At 66.5% G+C, this 15,703-nt stretch carries 12 protein-coding genes and 1 riboswitch; of the genes, 7 read left to right on the forward strand and 5 right to left on the reverse strand.

All coding sequences use genetic code 11. The annotated features are described in order from the left end of the window. Positions 1-88: 88 nt before the first annotated feature. Positions 89-451: a hypothetical protein gene (locus WFK36_RS09070; RefSeq protein WP_373278337.1), complete on the reverse strand. Its 363-nt coding sequence runs from the start codon at positions 449-451 to the stop codon at positions 89-91. Positions 452-485: 34 nt separating this feature from the next. On the opposite strand from WFK36_RS09070, the gene WFK36_RS09075 reads away from it, so the two are divergent. Continuing rightward, positions 486-1,451, forward strand: a complete 966-nt coding sequence (locus WFK36_RS09075) for a quinone oxidoreductase family protein (protein WP_336791401.1) — start codon at positions 486-488, stop codon at positions 1,449-1,451. After that, entirely contained in the window at positions 1,448-2,203 is a 756-nt protein-coding gene (locus tag WFK36_RS09080; RefSeq protein WP_336791402.1) for a hypothetical protein, read from the forward strand. The genes WFK36_RS09075 and WFK36_RS09080 overlap by 4 nt, the downstream gene beginning before the upstream one ends. Positions 2,204-2,209: 6 nt before the next feature. Here WFK36_RS09080 and WFK36_RS09085 read toward each other — a convergent pair whose 3' ends face one another. The 3 genes from WFK36_RS09085 to WFK36_RS09095 all read right to left on the reverse strand — a co-directional run bounded on the left by WFK36_RS09085 (position 2,210) and on the right by WFK36_RS09095 (position 5,844). Then, positions 2,210-3,469, reverse strand: a complete 1,260-nt coding sequence (locus tag WFK36_RS09085) for a hypothetical protein (protein ID WP_336791403.1) — start codon at positions 3,467-3,469, stop codon at positions 2,210-2,212. Positions 3,470-3,602: 133 nt separating this feature from the next. Continuing rightward, positions 3,603-4,844 carry a hypothetical protein gene (locus WFK36_RS09090; protein WP_336791404.1) on the reverse strand — a complete coding sequence of 414 codons (1,242 nt, stop codon included), beginning with the start codon at positions 4,842-4,844 and terminating at the stop codon, positions 3,603-3,605. 28 nt (positions 4,845-4,872) lie between these two features. Continuing rightward, a complete protein-coding gene (locus WFK36_RS09095) occupies positions 4,873-5,844 on the reverse strand; it encodes a heme o synthase (protein WP_336791405.1) in 972 nt (323 codons plus the stop codon). A gap of 240 nt (positions 5,845-6,084) precedes the next feature. Here WFK36_RS09095 and tkt point away from each other — a divergent pair, with 240 nt between their 5' ends. The 5 genes from tkt to pgl are packed head-to-tail and all read left to right on the forward strand — an operon-like array spanning position 6,085 to position 12,535. Continuing rightward, entirely contained in the window at positions 6,085-8,160 is a 2,076-nt protein-coding gene (tkt, locus tag WFK36_RS09100) for a transketolase (RefSeq protein WP_336791406.1), read from the forward strand. 24 nt (positions 8,161-8,184) lie between these two features. Further along, positions 8,185-9,303, forward strand: a complete 1,119-nt coding sequence (gene tal / locus WFK36_RS09105; RefSeq protein WP_336791407.1) for a transaldolase — start codon at positions 8,185-8,187, stop codon at positions 9,301-9,303. Between the two features lie 34 nt (positions 9,304-9,337). Continuing rightward, positions 9,338-10,879: a glucose-6-phosphate dehydrogenase gene (zwf, locus tag WFK36_RS09110; RefSeq protein WP_336791408.1), complete on the forward strand. Its 1,542-nt coding sequence runs from the start codon at positions 9,338-9,340 to the stop codon at positions 10,877-10,879. A gap of 25 nt (positions 10,880-10,904) precedes the next feature. Next, entirely contained in the window at positions 10,905-11,819 is a 915-nt protein-coding gene (locus WFK36_RS09115) for a glucose-6-phosphate dehydrogenase assembly protein OpcA (protein WP_336791409.1), read from the forward strand. Then, on the forward strand, positions 11,816-12,535 hold the full coding sequence (gene pgl / locus WFK36_RS09120; RefSeq protein ID WP_336791410.1) for a 6-phosphogluconolactonase: 720 nt from the start codon (positions 11,816-11,818) through the stop codon (positions 12,533-12,535). The genes WFK36_RS09115 and pgl overlap by 4 nt, the downstream gene beginning before the upstream one ends. Before the next feature lie 13 nt (positions 12,536-12,548). Here the strand turns inward: pgl and ppc are convergent, their stop codons facing one another. Continuing rightward, entirely contained in the window at positions 12,549-15,392 is a 2,844-nt protein-coding gene (ppc, locus tag WFK36_RS09125; protein ID WP_336791411.1) for a phosphoenolpyruvate carboxylase, read from the reverse strand. A 177-nt stretch (positions 15,393-15,569) separates the two neighbouring features. Then, a riboswitch (SAM riboswitch) is annotated at positions 15,570-15,686 on the forward strand. Positions 15,687-15,703: the final 17 nt, after the last annotated feature.

Raw genomic sequence — 15,703 nt, forward strand, 5'->3', positions numbered from 1 at the left:
ACGGATAAGCGCTCCTTTCAACGACAAACGCTCCCTTCGCGAAGGGAGCGTTTGTCGTTGAAAGGAGCGTTTGTCGGCAGGTGCGGCGTCAGTCGACGATCTTGCGGTTACGTGCCTTCGGGAAACGCTTCTGGCCTGCCACCCAGCCTGCCATCTTGCGCCAGTGCGACGGACTGACAGTCGCGGACGACGTCAGGTCGCGGTCCCACTCGGCCTTCTCGAGCCCCTCGACGGCGTCGATCACAGCTTCGGCCGTCGCCATGTCGCGGACCACACGGTCGCCGAGGACACCGTTCGAGCCGCCGACCAGGGTGATCCGAACGCCTGCGTCGCCTGCCGCCTGGAGGACGGCCTTGGCCGAGCCGCCCTCGGCTGCGACGTACTTTCGGATGGAACCGACCACGTCGGCCGGTGCGGTCACGGTCGTCGCCACTGCGGAATCATCACTCATACGGGTGATCATACCGGCGTGCCAAAATGGATCCATGCGCGCGATCCATGTGTCCCGTCACGGCGGTCCCGACGTTCTGACGAGTGTCGACGTCACCTCTCCCACGGCCGGCCCCGACGATCTTCTGGTGGATGTGAAAGCAGCCGGCGTCAACTTCATCGACACGTATCTGAGAGAAGGCGTGTATCCCTCCGAGCCGCCGTACATTCCAGGCTTCGAGGGATCCGGGATCGTGTCCAGGGTCGGGTCGAACGTCACTGGATTCGCGGTCGGCGATCGTGTCGCATGGTGTGACGTCGTGTCCTCCTACGCGGAACAGGTGGCTGTGCCCGCGGTCGACGCACTGCACGTCCCCGACGGCGTGCCGTTCGACGTCGCAGGGTCCGCTCTCCTACGGGGTCTCACCGCCCACTATCTCCTCGACGGCAGTGCTCGTCCGACGTCGGGCGACACTGTCCTCGTTCATGCGGGCGCCGGTGGCGTCGGTCTGATTCTCACCGAGTGGGCAGCTGCGCGCGGTATCACGGTGGTCACCACCGTCTCGTCCGATGCGAAGGCCGAGTTGTCCCGCAAGGCAGGCGCGGCACATGTCCTGAGGTACGACGACCCGATCGCCGACCGCATGCGGGAGCTGACCGATGGACGCGGCGCATCCGTGGTCTACGACGGTGTGGGTGCGTCCACATTTGACGCATCTCTCGACGCGACCGCCGTCCGCGGGACCGTCGTCTTGTTCGGCGCCGCGAGCGGCCCCGTCCCGCCATTCGACCTGCAGCGGCTCAATCGCGGCGGCTCACTGTCGGTGACACGCCCGTCGCTGCAGTACTTCATCTCCGACCCGGCCGAGTTCGCGTGGCGCGCAGACGAGTTCTTCGGCGCCATCGCCGACGGCGTCCTGCACATCGACGTGGGCCAGACATTCGCACTCGCCGACGCCGCCGACGCTCACCGCGCACTCGAGGCCCGGTCCACCACCGGCGCGACGGCGCTGATCCCGTGAGCGGCCTCGGCCCCCGCCGGATCACCGCTGCGGCTGCTGCTGCCTTCGGAATACTGATCCTGACGGTGCTTCGCCCCTTCCCGCCGGAAGGCCAGATCGTCTCATACGCCTTGCTCCTGGGTGCACTCCTGGCCGCTCTCGCAATGCCGTCATTCACCTCGGTCGCGGTCACCGCAGCACAAGCGACCAAGCCCCGTAGCGCACCGACCACGCATGCTCGCCCAGCCAGTCCGACAACGAAGGTCGATCCAGCCGTCGCATTGAAGAGCCGGTGGACAGCGGCCTGCAAACACCACAGCGCAGTTCTGAGCGCATACGGCGCATATGAACTCGACCCGGCGATGCTTCTGCAATACCCCGCACTGTGGGACCTAAGCGCGCAACCCGTGATGGACTTCCACGATGCGCTCGACCTCGCCGGAGGGCTCCAGTCCGACGCATACCCGGCTGATCCATCCGACGCACAGGACTACGCGGACGCCGTCGACATCCTCCGTAGCGCCTGGACGAAGGCCGACCGTTTCGCACGCACCACAGGCACCGATCAACTCGCCGAGCCCGACGCGCGGGACTGCCGACGCGCGTTGAAACTGCTGCGGCACGCCGATGGCACGACTGGCCAGGAACGAGCTTCCTATCTCGGCCAGGTCATCACGACCGTCGACCGACTCACAAACCGCGGCGTGGTGTCAGCAGTCCCGAAGATCAGCGAAGAACTCGCAACCCGTGTTCAACTCGCGATCGAAGCCTGACCCGCTTCACCAAGTCCCGTCACGAAGGTGCTCGCCGGTCATCGTGTAGATCGCGGCTGCGTCCGCCGAACTCGGGCCCACTCGAATGGTGACGGTTGTCCCCTCATCGCGGTCAGTACCAGGTGCATGGCCGACTCTTACCGCGACGACCTCGCGGTCGTAGGCGGGTGAACGGAACCGCTTCATGGCGTCATCCCTGATCCGATTGAGCAGGTCGGTCGTGATCGATGAGAAGGCGAACGAAGTGTCCTGTAGGCGAGCCCATTCGGCAGGCGGTCTCACAGCCGGAAACGAGCCGGGGACGAGCGTGATTTCGCTGACCGGTCCGGTGTCGAATTCAAGTTCCACTCCGCCACTGTTCTGGACCGATGTCGCCGAGATGCTGCTCGCGCCGTCCGCTAAGGACATGAACTGCAGCTCACGCAGAGTCCGTTGATGAAGCGGGACCCGGTTGGCCTTGAGAGCTCGACTCGCCGCGTCGAGCATGGTGTCCATGGACCCGGCGTCCACGGTATCGGGAAGGTCTCCGTTCAGGTCGACCTCGATGCCCAGGTCGCTGCTGACGGTGAACGTCGCGACGACCTTGTTGTCGGGCCTGGACCGCGGCGCGATCATGATGCCGGGAGACGACGACTGATGTTCGTCGTCTACGCCGATCTTCCGTGCGGCGGCCTCGACCTTTCGTGATGCGTCCGCGAGGTTGAGCCGCGCGAGGTCGGCCCTGCTGAAGGTGACACGGGTGTACGCCGCCGACGTCGACACCTCACTCCACCCGGCCGACGACGTAGATGCGTACATCCGCTTTCCGTTCGTGGGATTGAGGACCGTGACGCTGATCGCGTCGTCACCCCGCAGGTCGACGGCCAGGAGATGCGCCGAACCTCCGGGGATCATCGCGTCCGCATGGTCGAGACCCGCACGCAGCCGCGTGTCGGCGTCGGCGACCAACTCGAGGACTGAGGTGTCGTCCGCGCCCGCCGGTGGCGGGTCAGCACCGAAAGAGTCCGTCGAGGACGATGCAATCGTGACGACAGTGGTACCGACGGCGAGCATGACGATCGGAACCACAGCGATTCCGGTGAGGCCCGCGGCGTCGGAATGCGCGCTCGCCGACCGGACCAGCCAGACGACGGTCACCGCGCCGGCGACCACAACGACCAGTCGAAGCGCGAGCGAGTCGGCCAGCGACGCGAGGGAGAACGCACCTAAAGCGACGATGACGGCGACGGCTACAGCGACCGCAGGCTTCGGAGAGGGCATGCTCACCCGATCAGCATATTCCGCGGCAGAGCCCTCACACGGTCCCCCGCTGAACCTGCACTTCACGAGCGCATACCCGTGCGCCCATACCTCGGGAGGGCCCAGACGGAAATCGAAGCCGGCGACCACCGGCGACTGCTCAGTTCTTCGGAACCTCGACGCCGCGGAGGTTGCAGACGGCCTGCGCCTCCGCCGAACTCGGCCCCACGCTCAGCGTGATGAGCGGGACGTACTCGTCGAGGGTGTCGTCGCGCTCCCGCTCGATCTCGAACCCGACCGCTTGCCTGTCGTAGGCGGGCGCGTGAAACCGCTCGACGACGTCGTCCCGAATCGTTGTGAGGAGTTTCATCGTGACCGCGCTGAGGGCGAAGGCTCCAGATGAGGGCCGAGAGTCGGACTCCGCCGAAGTGACGACGGGAAATGCGCCAGGAACAACCTCAATGCGCGCAACCGGCCCGGAATCGAAACTCAGAACGAATCCGCCGTAGTGGCCGACCGATCCGGCGCCGGGGAAGTACGCGGTCTCGAGAGACGACTTGAAGTCGGCGTCGGACAGTGTTCGCTTCCGCGGATCCAAACCGTTCGTCGTCATGACCCGGGTCATCGAATCGACCACCGTGTCGAACGATCCCGCGTCGAGCGTGTCGGGGAGCCCACCGGCCATGTCGACCTCGATCTCGGAGCCCCCCACCGTGAAGGTCGCGATCAGCTTCTTGTCTTGGTAGCGCTGGCTGATCTCGATGCCGTCCGACGAGTTGCGTTCGGACAGGTCGATCTTCATCCGGCGCGCGGCATCCCCGACCTTCTTCTGGGCGGAGGACAGATCCAGTCGTGCGGTGTCTGCGCGGCCGAACGTGTTTCGGTCGCTCGCCGAATCACGGGTCGGGTCGCTCCATCCCGATGACGTTTCGTTGGCGGTCACCTGCTGGCCTGTGTTCGGGTCCAATACGACGACGCGTGTCGAATCCTCGTCCAGGTCGATCAACTGGACGTGGCCTGAGCCGCCGGGCACCAGTTCGTCCGCCTTGTCGAACGCCGCCCGAAGTCTGGCGTTCGGATCCTCGACGAGATCGGCTCGCGCCGTCGTGTCGTCGGCGGACTCTTGATACGAGGGAGTGCCAGACCCATCCGTCAGCGCACCGACGACGGTGGTTCCGAGACCGAGCATGACGACGGGGACAAGGAATACGCCTGCGGCGCCCGCACGTGTCGATCGGCGACCCGCGGACCTGACGAGCACGATCGCGGCCACCGCGCCGAGCACGACTGCGAAGAGGCGTACAAGCAGCGTGTCTGCGATAGCTGCGACGGCGAACGCAACGAGTGTCACAAAGACAGCGATACCGACAGTGGCCTGTGGTTTCGGGATGCGCATGCTCACTCGCCAATCGTGTGAGGCGGGTTGAGGACTAGGAGAAGTAGCTCGAGATCGTCGGGAGGTTGATCACGGCGTCGACGGCGAGACCGCAGAACAGGAGTGCGAGGTACTCGTTGGAGACCAAGAAGATCTTCAGGGGCTTGAGTTCCACGCCGGCACGCGTCTGGACGTACAGCTTCGCGACCCACCAGGTGAACCAGACGCCGGACGCGATGGCGACGACCAGGTAGATCCAGCTCGACGGCGGAATGAGGAACAGCGACGTGATCACGGTGAGCACCGTGTACACGAGCATCTGGAAGGTGACCTTCTCGTCGGACGCGATAACCGGGAGCATCGGAACGCCTGCTGCGCGGTAATCCTCGCGGTACCGCATCGCGAGCGCCCACGTGTGCGGCGGCGTCCAGAAGAAGACGACGAGGAACAGCACGAACGGCTGCCAGTTCAACGAGTGCGTCACCGCGGCCCAACCGACCAGGGCCGGCATGCAGCCTGCGGCGCCGCCCCAGATGACGTTCTGCCAGGTGCGACGCTTCAGGATCAGCGTGTACACGAAGACGTAGAACGCGATGGTGATCCACACGAGGATCGACGGCAGGAACGATCGGTTGCCGTCGGCGTCGGCGGTCCCGAAGTACAGGACGGCGAACGACGCGAAGGCCAGCACGATGCCGAAGATCAAGACGTTCCGGATCGGGACGGCCTTGCGGGCGAGCGGACGCTTCTGGGTGCGCTTCATCTTCTGATCGATGTCGGCGTCGGCGACCATGTTCAGACTGTTCGCACTCGCCGCTCCGAGCCAACCGCCGACGACGGTGACCAGAATCAACCGGATGTCGACATGTCCACGCTGTGCTTGCAGCATCACCGGGATCGTCGAGACGAGGAGGAGCTCGATCACGCGAGGCTTCGTCAGCGCGATGTACGCGAGAATCGTGGTGCGGACTCGTCCCCATCCGGTTGACGACGGCGCGTCGACACCAGCGCTCTCGGACGTCTTCACCACATACTCCTCACGGTCGCGACCACATCAGGTCGCGTCACACGCCGACCACTACTACAAGCGATGGTAGACCGGGCGATCATCACGGAGGGAATCGGGCGCGCGGGGGTGCGACGACCGCCACACAACCGTGCACAGTGGTGTCGTACGCACAGCGCGCTCGCCCCGCTAGGCTGGACGACGAGAATCGTCTTCGTAGAAGACGAGCACCAGCATCGACCCACAGGAGACTCCACGATCGTGGCCATCACCGACGAGATCCGCGCACTGACCCGACCGGTTCACCCCGCCGACTGGACCGATGTGGACACCAAGGCTGTCGACACGGCCCGCATCCTCGCCGCCGACGCGGTCCAGAACTGCGGCAGCGGCCACCCCGGCACCGCGATGAGCCTCGCTCCCCTCGCCTACACCCTGTACCAGCGCGTCATGCGCCACGACCCCGCCGATCCGGCGTGGGTGGGCCGCGACCGGTTCGTCCTCTCCTGCGGGCACTCGAGCCTCACCCAGTACATCCAGCTGTACCTCGGCGGTTTCGGCCTCGAACTCGACGACCTCGTCGCACTGCGCACATGGGGCTCGCTGACGCCGGGTCACCCCGAGTTCCGCCACACCGCAGGCGTCGAGATCACCACCGGCCCGCTCGGCCAGGGCCTCGCGTCCTCCGTCGGCATGGCGATGGCGGCGCGTCGTGAGCGCGGTCTGTTCGACCCGGACGCTCCGGCAGGCGAGAGCCCCTTCGATCACTACGTCTACGTGATCGCCTCCGACGGCGACATCGAGGAGGGCGTCACCTCGGAGGCGTCGTCGCTCGCGGGCACGCAGCAGCTCGGCAACCTGATCGTCTTCTACGACGACAATCAGATCTCGATCGAAGACGACACTCAGATCGCCCTCACCGAGGACGTCGCCAAGCGCTACGAGGCGTACGGCTGGCACGTCCAGACCGTGGAGGGCGGCGAGGACGTCGCAGCCCTCGAGGCGGCCGTCGAAGCCGCCAAGGCGGTCACCGACAAGCCGTCCATCATCCGGGTCCGCACCATCATCGCGTTCCCGGCGCCGACCAAGATGAACACCGGCGCCTCGCACGGCAGTGCACTCGGCGCCGATGAGGTCGCCGCGACGAAGGCGGCCGTGGGCTTCGACCCGGAGAAGAACTTCGACGTCGCCGACGACGTCATCAAGCACACCCGCGGACTCGTGGGACGGGCGGCCGCAGTCCGCGCCGAGTGGCAGAAGGGCTTCGACGCCTGGGCCACGAGCAACCCCGAGCGCAAGGAACTGTTCGACCGCCTGTTCGCGCACGAACTGCCCGAGGGCTGGACCGAAGCTCTCCCCGCGTGGGAGGCCGGCGACAAGGATGTGGCCACGCGGTCGGCGTCGGGCAAGGTGCTCTCGGCACTCGCACCGATCCTTCCCGAGCTGTGGGGCGGTTCGGCGGACCTCGCGGGCTCGAACAACACGACGATGGACGGCGCCAAGTCCTTCGGCCCCGCGTCGATCTCGACGTCGACGTGGAACGCCGAGCCCTATGGCCGGACTCTGCACTTCGGCATCCGTGAACACGCGATGGGCTCGATCCTGTCGGGCATCGTCCTGCACGGCCCGACGCGCGCGTACGGCGGAACGTTCCTGCAGTTCGCCGACTACATGCGTCCCGCGGTCCGTCTCGCAGCGCTCATGGAGATCGACCCGATCTACGTGTGGACGCACGATTCGATCGGCCTCGGCGAGGACGGCCCCACGCACCAGCCGATCGAGCACCTGGCCGCACTCCGCGCGATCCCGAACCTCGACGTGGTTCGCCCGGCCGACGCCAATGAGACCGCACACGCCTGGCGTCACCTCCTGACTCGCCGGAACCGCCCGGTCGGCCTGGCTCTCACGCGCCAGAACGTTCCGGTCCTCGCGGGCACGTCGTATGAAGGTGTCGCCAAGGGCGGTTACGTCCTCGCCGACGCCGACGGCGCGCCGGACGTCATCCTGATCGGCACCGGCTCCGAGGTGAGCCTCGCCGTCGAGGCACGCGACGCGCTCGCGGCCGACGGCATCAAGGCCCGCGTCGTGTCGATGCCGTCCATCGAGTGGTTCGACGAGCAGGACGCGGACTACCGCGAGTCGGTCCTCCCGACCGGTGTCCCACGTGTGGCCGTCGAAGCCGGCATCGCCATGCCGTGGCATGCGATCGTCGCCGGCGGCGCGATCGTCTCGATCGAGCACTACGGCGCGTCAGCCCCCTACAAGAAGCTGTACGAGGAGTTCGGCGTCACGTCGACGGCCGTCGCCGCCGCCGCACGCGGACTCCTCGGCAAGTGATCTCGGAAGGACACTGATTTCTCCATGACTCAGAACCCGAATCTCGCCTCACTGTCCGAGGCAGGCGTCTCCGTCTGGCTCGATGACCTGTCGCGCACGCTGATCTCGTCCGGGGGTCTGCAGGAGCAGATCGACACCCGCTCCATCGTGGGTGTGACGACCAACCCGGCGATCTTCCAGAACGCCATCTCGTCCGGCGGCGGCGCGTACGCAGATCAGATCGCCGAGCTCGCCAAGTCGGGCGCCGACGTAGACGCCACGATCACCGCACTGACCACCGACGACGTCCGTAACGCCTGCGACGTGTTCGCGCCGATCTTCGAGGCCACCGACGGTCTCGACGGCCGCGTGTCGATCGAGGTCGATCCCCGCCTCGCGAACAAGACCGCGGAGACCGTCGAGCAGGCCGCCGAGCTCTGGAAACTCGTCGACCGGCCCAACGTGCTGATCAAGATCCCGGCCACCGCGGCGGGCGTTCCGGCGATCGCCGACGTGATCGCGCAGGGCATCAGCGTCAACGTGACCCTGATCTTCTCGGTGGAGCGCTACCGCGAGGTGATGGACGCGTACCTGGACGGCCTCGACCGCGCCCTGCGCAACGGGCACGACGCAGGCAAGATCGCGTCGGTCGCGTCGTTCTTCGTCTCACGTGTCGACTCGGAGATCGACAACCGCTTGAACGCCATCGGCACCCCGGAGGCGCTCGAGCTGCGTGGCAAGGCCGGTCTGGCGAATGCGCGCCTCGCGTACGCCGCCTACCAAGAGGTCTTCGAGACCGAGACGCGTTTCCCGGACCTGCAGGCGCACGGCGCGCTTCCCCAGCGTCCGCTGTGGGCCTCCACGGGCACCAAGAACGCCGACTACCCCGACACCCTGTACGTCAGCGAACTGGTCGCGCCGAACACCGTCAACACGGTTCCCGGCAAGACCCTCGAGGCGTACGCCGATCACGGTTGGGTCAACAACGAGTCGATCGTCGGACTCGAAGGCAGCTCCCGCGAAGTGTTCGCCGCGCTGCGCGGTGTCGGAGTGGACCTCGACGACGTGTTCGCGGTCCTCGAGACCGAAGGCGTCGAGAAGTTCGAGCAGGCGTGGGATGAACTCCTGACGGCGACGTCGCAGCAGCTCGACGCGGCACGCTAGAAGCGATACGGATACGACGGGCGAAAGGGCGAGTATGCCGCGTGCGGTGAAACCCGAGTGGACCAATCCCCTGCGGGATCCGCACGATCGCCGTCTCCCGCGAATCGCGGGGCCGTCGGCGCTGGTGATCTTCGGTGTGACGGGCGACCTGGCCCGTCGCAAGTTGATGCCCGCGATCTACGACCTCGCGAATCGTGGGCTCCTCCCGCCGAGTTTCGCCCTCGTCGGCTTCGCCCGTCGGGATTGGGCCGACAAGGACTTCACCACACTGGTGCGTGAGGCGGTGGAGGCCAATTGCCGCACCGGGTTCCGCGAGGAGGTGTGGGAGCGACTCGCCGAAGGCATCCGGTTCGTCGCGGGCTCCTTCGAGGACGACGAGGCGTTCGCCGAACTGCAGCGGACTCTCGCGGACCTCGACGCGTCCCGCGGGACCGATGGGAATCACGCGTACTACCTGTCGATCCCGCCGAAGGCGTTCCCCGTCGTGCTGAGCCAGCTTCGGCGAACCGGCATGGCCGACCCTTCGGGCGACAGCTGGCGTCGAGTGGTGATCGAGAAGCCGTTCGGTCACGACCACGAATCCGCAGTCGGACTGAACGAGCTCGTGAACAGTGTGTTCCCCGAGGAGTCGGTGTTCCGCATCGACCACTATCTCGGCAAGGAGACGGTCCAGAACATCCTGGCCCTGCGCTTCGCGAACCAACTGTTCGATCCGCTGTGGAGTTCCCACTACGTGGACCATGTCCAGATCACGATGGCCGAGGACATCGGTCTCGGCGGTCGAGCCGGATACTACGACGGCATCGGCGCGGCCCGAGACGTCATCCAGAACCATCTTCTGCAGCTTCTCGCGCTGGTCGCGATGGAGGAGCCGGTCTCGTTCTCTCCGCGACATCTCCAGACCGAGAAGATCAAGGTCCTCCAGTCGACCCGCAACATCCTCCCGATCTCGGAGAACTCCGCCCGCGGTCAATACGGCCCCGGTTGGCAGGGATCCGAACAGGTCGTCGGGCTCAAAGACGAAGACGGTTTCGCCGCGGACTCGACCACCGAGACGTTCGCGGCCATCGCCCTCGAAGTCGACACTCGCAGGTGGGCCGGCGTCCCCTTTTACCTGCGCACAGGAAAACGTCTCGGCCGACGGGTCACCGAGATCGCACTCGTCTTCAAGCGAGCGCCGCATCTGCCGTTCGACGACACGATGACAGCGGAGCTCGGCCAGAACGCTCTCGTCATCCGAGTGCAACCGGACGAAGGCGTCACGCTGCGGTTCGGGTCGAAGGTTCCGGGTAGCGGCATGGAGGTGCGCGACGTCAACATGGACTTCAGTTACGGCGGCGCGTTCACCGTGTCCTCACCCGAGGCGTATGAGCGTCTGCTGCTCGACGTCCTCCTCGGCGAGCCGTCGCTGTTTCCGGTCAACGAGGAGGTGGAGCTGAGTTGGGACATCCTCGACCCGGTGCTCGCCGAGTGGGCGGCGTCCGGAACACCGGACGAGTACGAGTCGGGCACCTGGGGCCCGACGTCGGCCGACGAGATGATGAGCCGGACGGGCCGTATCTGGAGGCGACCGTGACAGTGCAGGACGCGAGGGAAGCCCGATGATCGTCGATCTGCCGGACACCGACACCACCGAGATCAGCAAGAAGCTGGTGCGTATGCGCAGCAGCGGCGGGGCCGTCACGCTGGGCCGTGTCCTCACCCTGATCATCGACGTCGACGCGACCGACGACACCGAAGCCGCCGTGTCCGCATCGAACGCCGCCAGCCGTGAGCACCCGTGTCGCGTGATCGTCGTGTGCCGTGCCGATCGGGACGTCGCCGCCCGACTCGACGCCCAGATCCGCGTCGGCGGTGACGCAGGCGCGTCAGAGGTGGTCCTGCTGACGTTGTCGGGTCCACTCGCCGAGCATCCCCACGCCGTGGTTACGCCGTTCCTGCTGCCGGACACCCCCGTTGTCACGTGGTGGCCGGGCCGTGCTCCGGAGGACCCGTCGAAGGACCGTCTCGGTCGCCTCGCCTCGCGACGCATCACCGACGCCCGCCAGTCGTCGGACCCGAACGCATTCCTCCTCGCCAGACGCGCCGGCTATCATCCAGGCGACACCGACCTGTCGTGGTCGGCGATCACGCCGTGGCGGGCAATGCTGGTGTCGGCGCTCGACCGACCTCCGCATACTCGTGTCGTGTCTGCCGAAGTCAGCGGACCGTTCGACATGCCGGGCCTGGACATCTTCGCGGGTTGGCTCGCCCACGCGCTCAAGACCAGGGTCGTCCGCACACCCGGTCGCCTCGGCGTCCGGCTTCTGCGCGAGAACGGCGAACTGGAGGTGTCTGTCAACGAATCAGGCGGCGGGGTGCTGCGCAGCACCGGCCACCCCGACGGCCGAGCGGCGTTCTCGCGCCGCACCACTGCGGAGTGTCTCGCGGAAGAGCTCCGCAGCCTCGACGCAGACGAAGTGTACGAGGCGGCCCTCCACGGTCTGCCCGCAGTCGAATACGAGGAGACGCTGTGACCGCACCCGAGACTCTGGTCTTCGAATCGTCCGCCGAACTGATCGAGACGGCGCGCGCTCGTTTTGTCGATCTCGTGGTCCGTGCGCAGGAGGCCCGCGGCGTGGCCTCGGTCGCGCTGACCGGCGGGAGCAACGGCATCGGACTGCTCAAGGCACTCGCCGCGGACTCCGGCGACATCTGCTGGTCGCGCGTGGAGATCTACTGGGGCGATGACCGGTTCGTGCCGGCAACCCATCCGGAGCGCAACTCTGGGCAGGCCTTCGACGCGCTTCTCAATCACGTGGCCGTCGATCCGTCTCGCGTGCACGTGATGGCGCCGTCCGACGGAGAGTTCGGCGACGACATCGCCGCGGCCGCACGTGACTACGCTCGCTTGATCGGGAACGACACCGTCTTCGACGTTCACCTTCTCGGCATGGGCGGCGAAGGGCACGTCAATTCGCTGTTCCCGCACACGGCTGCGACCGCGGAGAACGTCCTCCCCGTGGTGGCTGTCACCGACTCGCCGAAGCCTCCGCCTGCCCGGTTGACGTTGACGTTCCCGGTGATCAACGCTTCCCGCGAGGTGTGGTTCCTGGTGTCGGGAGCGGAGAAGGCCGAGGCCGTCGCCGCCGCACACGACGGCGCGTCACGCGACGACTGGCCGTGTGCAGGAGCACGCGGCACCGAGGGCACCGTCTGGTTCCTGGACCACGCCGCCGCATCCGGCCTCTGATCCGGGCCGACTGCTAGCCGCTGTTACGCAGAGCCGTCGCCAGTCCGTTCATGGTGAGTTGGATGGCGCGCCGGATCTGTGGTGAGTCGTCGCCTGCGCGGAATCGTTGAAGCAGTTCCACCTGGAGCAGATTGAGCGGTTCGAGGTACGGGAATCTATTCACGACCGAACGCTTCAGCGCATCGTTGTCGGCGAGGAGATCGTCAGTGCCGGTGATCGCCGCGCACATCGCGATGGTGCGTTCGTGCTCGTCGACGATCATAGTGAAGACCCGGTCCCGGAGTTCGACGTCGGGCACCAGCTGCGCGTAGCGGTACGCCAGCCCCATGTCGCTCTTCGCGAGGACCTGCGCCATGTTCGACATGACCGACCGGAAGAACGGCCAGCGACGGTAGTAGTCGGAGAGAACGGCGAGGCGATCGGGGTCGTCACCGATCCACTCGGCGAACGCGGTTCCCGTTCCGTACCAGCCCGGCAGCATCACCCGGCACTGAGTCCACGACAGCACCCACGGAATCGCTCGCAGGTCGGAGATCGCGGTGGTCTGCTTCCGCGACGTCGGGCGGCTTCCGATGTTCAGGGCGCCGATCTCCGACAACGGTGTCGATGCGGTGAAGTACTCGACGAACCCCGGCGTGTCATGCACCAGTCGCGAGTAAGCGGCACGTGCGGACGCGGCGAGTTCATCGAACACACGGTAGGCCTCGGCGGACTCGTCACCGAGGCCCTCGACGTCGAGCAGGGACGATTCGAGCGTCGCGGCGACCAACGACTCCAGGTTTCGCCGGGCCCGGACCGGCTCGGCGTACTTCGCGGCGATGATCTCGCCCTGCTCGGTGAGCCGCAGCGACCCTTGGACCGCACCCGGTGGCTGCGCGAGGATCGCGTCGTAGCTCGGGCCGCCGCCGCGACCGACCGTTCCGCCGCGGCCGTGGAAGAGCCGGAGTCGGACGCCTGCGGTGCGAGCGGCGTCCACCAGGTCGAGCTCCCCGCGGTACAGCGCCCAGTTGGCCGCCAGGTAGCCGCCGTCCTTGTTGGAGTCGGAGTAGCCGAGCATCACTTCGTGGAGGTCGCCCTGGGACCGGATCAGTTCGCGGTAGAACGGCACACCCAACGCGGAAGTGAGGATGCCCGCGCCGGCCTGAAGGTCCTCGATGGTCTCGAACAGCGGGACCACCCGGACGCTGCACGCCGGTGAGCCGTCGCCGGCGTCGTAGAGACCGGCCTCCTTGAGGAGGATCATCGCCTCGAACATGTCTGAGACGGACTGGCACATGCTGATGATGTACACCGGCACGGCCTTCGGTCCGAAGCGCTCGACCGCGGCCGCCGCCGCGTGCACCACACCCAGCTCTTTCACCGCGAGTTCGCTGAGTTGAGCATCAGGACTGGTCAGCGGCCTGCGCGACGTGAGCTCCGCGGCCAGCACCTCGACTCGTTCGTCCTCGTCGAGGGCCGCGTAGTCGTCACACACGCCAGCCCACGCGAGCAGTTCGCCGACAACCTCTTCGTGGGTCTCGGAGTTCTGCCGCATGTCCAGCCCGGACAGATGGAATCCGAACGTGCGGACCGCCTCTCGGAGCGCCGCGAGACGGTCGTCGGCGATCGCGTCGTCCACGACCGCTCGCAGGGCGGCGTCGATCACGTCGAGGTCGGCGAGGAACTCCGCCGCGTCGGCGTACGGCTCCGCGTCTGCCGCGAGGTATCGATCGGTCGGTGCGACGACGTCGCTGCCCAGGGTCGCGTCGGCACGCGCCAGCAGCCGTGAGCGGACAGCGGTCACAGCCGACCGGAACGGCTCGTCGTCCACACCGTCCGGGGTCTCGGGCGCAAATCCCTCACCGAGGGCCGACAGTTCGTCGGTCACACCACTGATCAGACGCACAGACATGCTGAGCTCTTGATGCAGGGCGGTGAGCTCGTCGAGGTGATGCCGCATCGCGGTGGCTGCGGCCGCCGACGTCGCCTCGGTCACGATGTCGCCGGTGACGAACGGATTGCCGTCGCGGTCTCCACCGATCCACGAGCCCATGGTGATGATCGACGTGTCGAGGCCGGCAGTCGGAAAGGCCGCTTGAAGCGACTCTCTGACGTCGTTGTTCAACGCCGGGATCACGTCGAAGAACGAGGCGCCGTAGTAACGGAGGCCAGTGGTGATCTCGTCGCTGATCGTCAGGCGTCGCATCCTGATGAGCGCCGTCTGCCACAGCATCAGGATGTGGCGGGAGATCTCCCGAGTGACCGCCGACTCCTCATCTGCGGTCAACTCGGTCCGCCCGCGGACTCGCATGAGTTCGTTGATGCGGTTCTGAGCATCGAACACGCTCTTGCGGCGGGTCTCAGTGGGATGGGCAGTGATCACAGGGACCACATTGGCGTCGGCGATCAACCGATGCACCCGCTCGTCGTCCAGGCCGGCGTCGGCCAGTCGAGCGAACGTCGCCCCGAGCGACGACGCCTGCGGCGGGTCCCCGGCGATCAGATGAATCCGTCGCCGTCGTTCACGGTGCAGGTCTTCGGCGAGGTTGGCCAGCAGTGCGAAGTTGGTGAACGCGCGGATCACCGGCATCAGTTCCGACACGTCTCTTCCGATATACCGCTCCGCCAGGTCGTCGCGGGACACGTCCTGATATCGGATGCCGAAGGCATCCCGCCGTGAGTCCTCGACCAGGTCGAACACATCGTCGCCGGCCTGGGATCGGATCACTTCGCCGAGCAGTCCGCCGAGGAAGCGGATGTCGTCACGCAGTGGTTCAGTCGCCGACCTACCGGTGTCGTCGACGCGAATCCGGTCGACCATCGGCGTTGCGATCGCCCGCGCGATCGCTTCGGAATCGTGATGCCGCTCGGGTGTCATGTCCTCAACCTACGCGCGATGGCGCACTTCGACTCGCAGGCTCGCTCAGCACGAGCTCGGCGGCACGGGATGGAGAGCACGGCGAATGTACCTCTGCGCCTGACGATCCGGCAGCTATTCGACGCAGCGTGCGCCTTAGTCTCCGTCTTCGTCCGCTGTCGGCTTACGGTCGTATCCGGTTACGAGCGTCAGCGACAAGCCCTGGCTTGCTGGCCGGCAACCCTCCACTGTGCGGCGGGGTGCTCCAGGTGAGAACCCGACCGTGCGCTCCCTGCGCCTCGGTAAGCGCAAAACTCAGTAAGGACTCCCCC

Source organism: Gordonia malaquae (assembly GCF_037148075.1).
GTDB lineage: Bacteria > Actinomycetota > Actinomycetes > Mycobacteriales > Mycobacteriaceae > Gordonia > Gordonia malaquae.

Coding starts and splice junctions, on each gene's coding strand:
- tal (WP_336791407.1), top strand. CDS start 8,185: ATGACTCAGAACCCGAATCTCGCCTCACTGTCCGAGGCAGGCGTCTCC.
- zwf (WP_336791408.1), top strand. CDS start 9,338: ATGCCGCGTGCGGTGAAACCCGAGTGGACCAATCCCCTGCGGGATCCG.
- WFK36_RS09075 (WP_336791401.1), top strand. CDS start 486: ATGCGCGCGATCCATGTGTCCCGTCACGGCGGTCCCGACGTTCTGACG.
- WFK36_RS09070 (WP_373278337.1), bottom strand. CDS start 451: ATGAGTGATGATTCCGCAGTGGCGACGACCGTGACCGCACCGGCCGAC.
- WFK36_RS09115 (WP_336791409.1), top strand. CDS start 10,905: ATGATCGTCGATCTGCCGGACACCGACACCACCGAGATCAGCAAGAAG.
- ppc (WP_336791411.1), bottom strand. CDS start 15,392: ATGACACCCGAGCGGCATCACGATTCCGAAGCGATCGCGCGGGCGATC.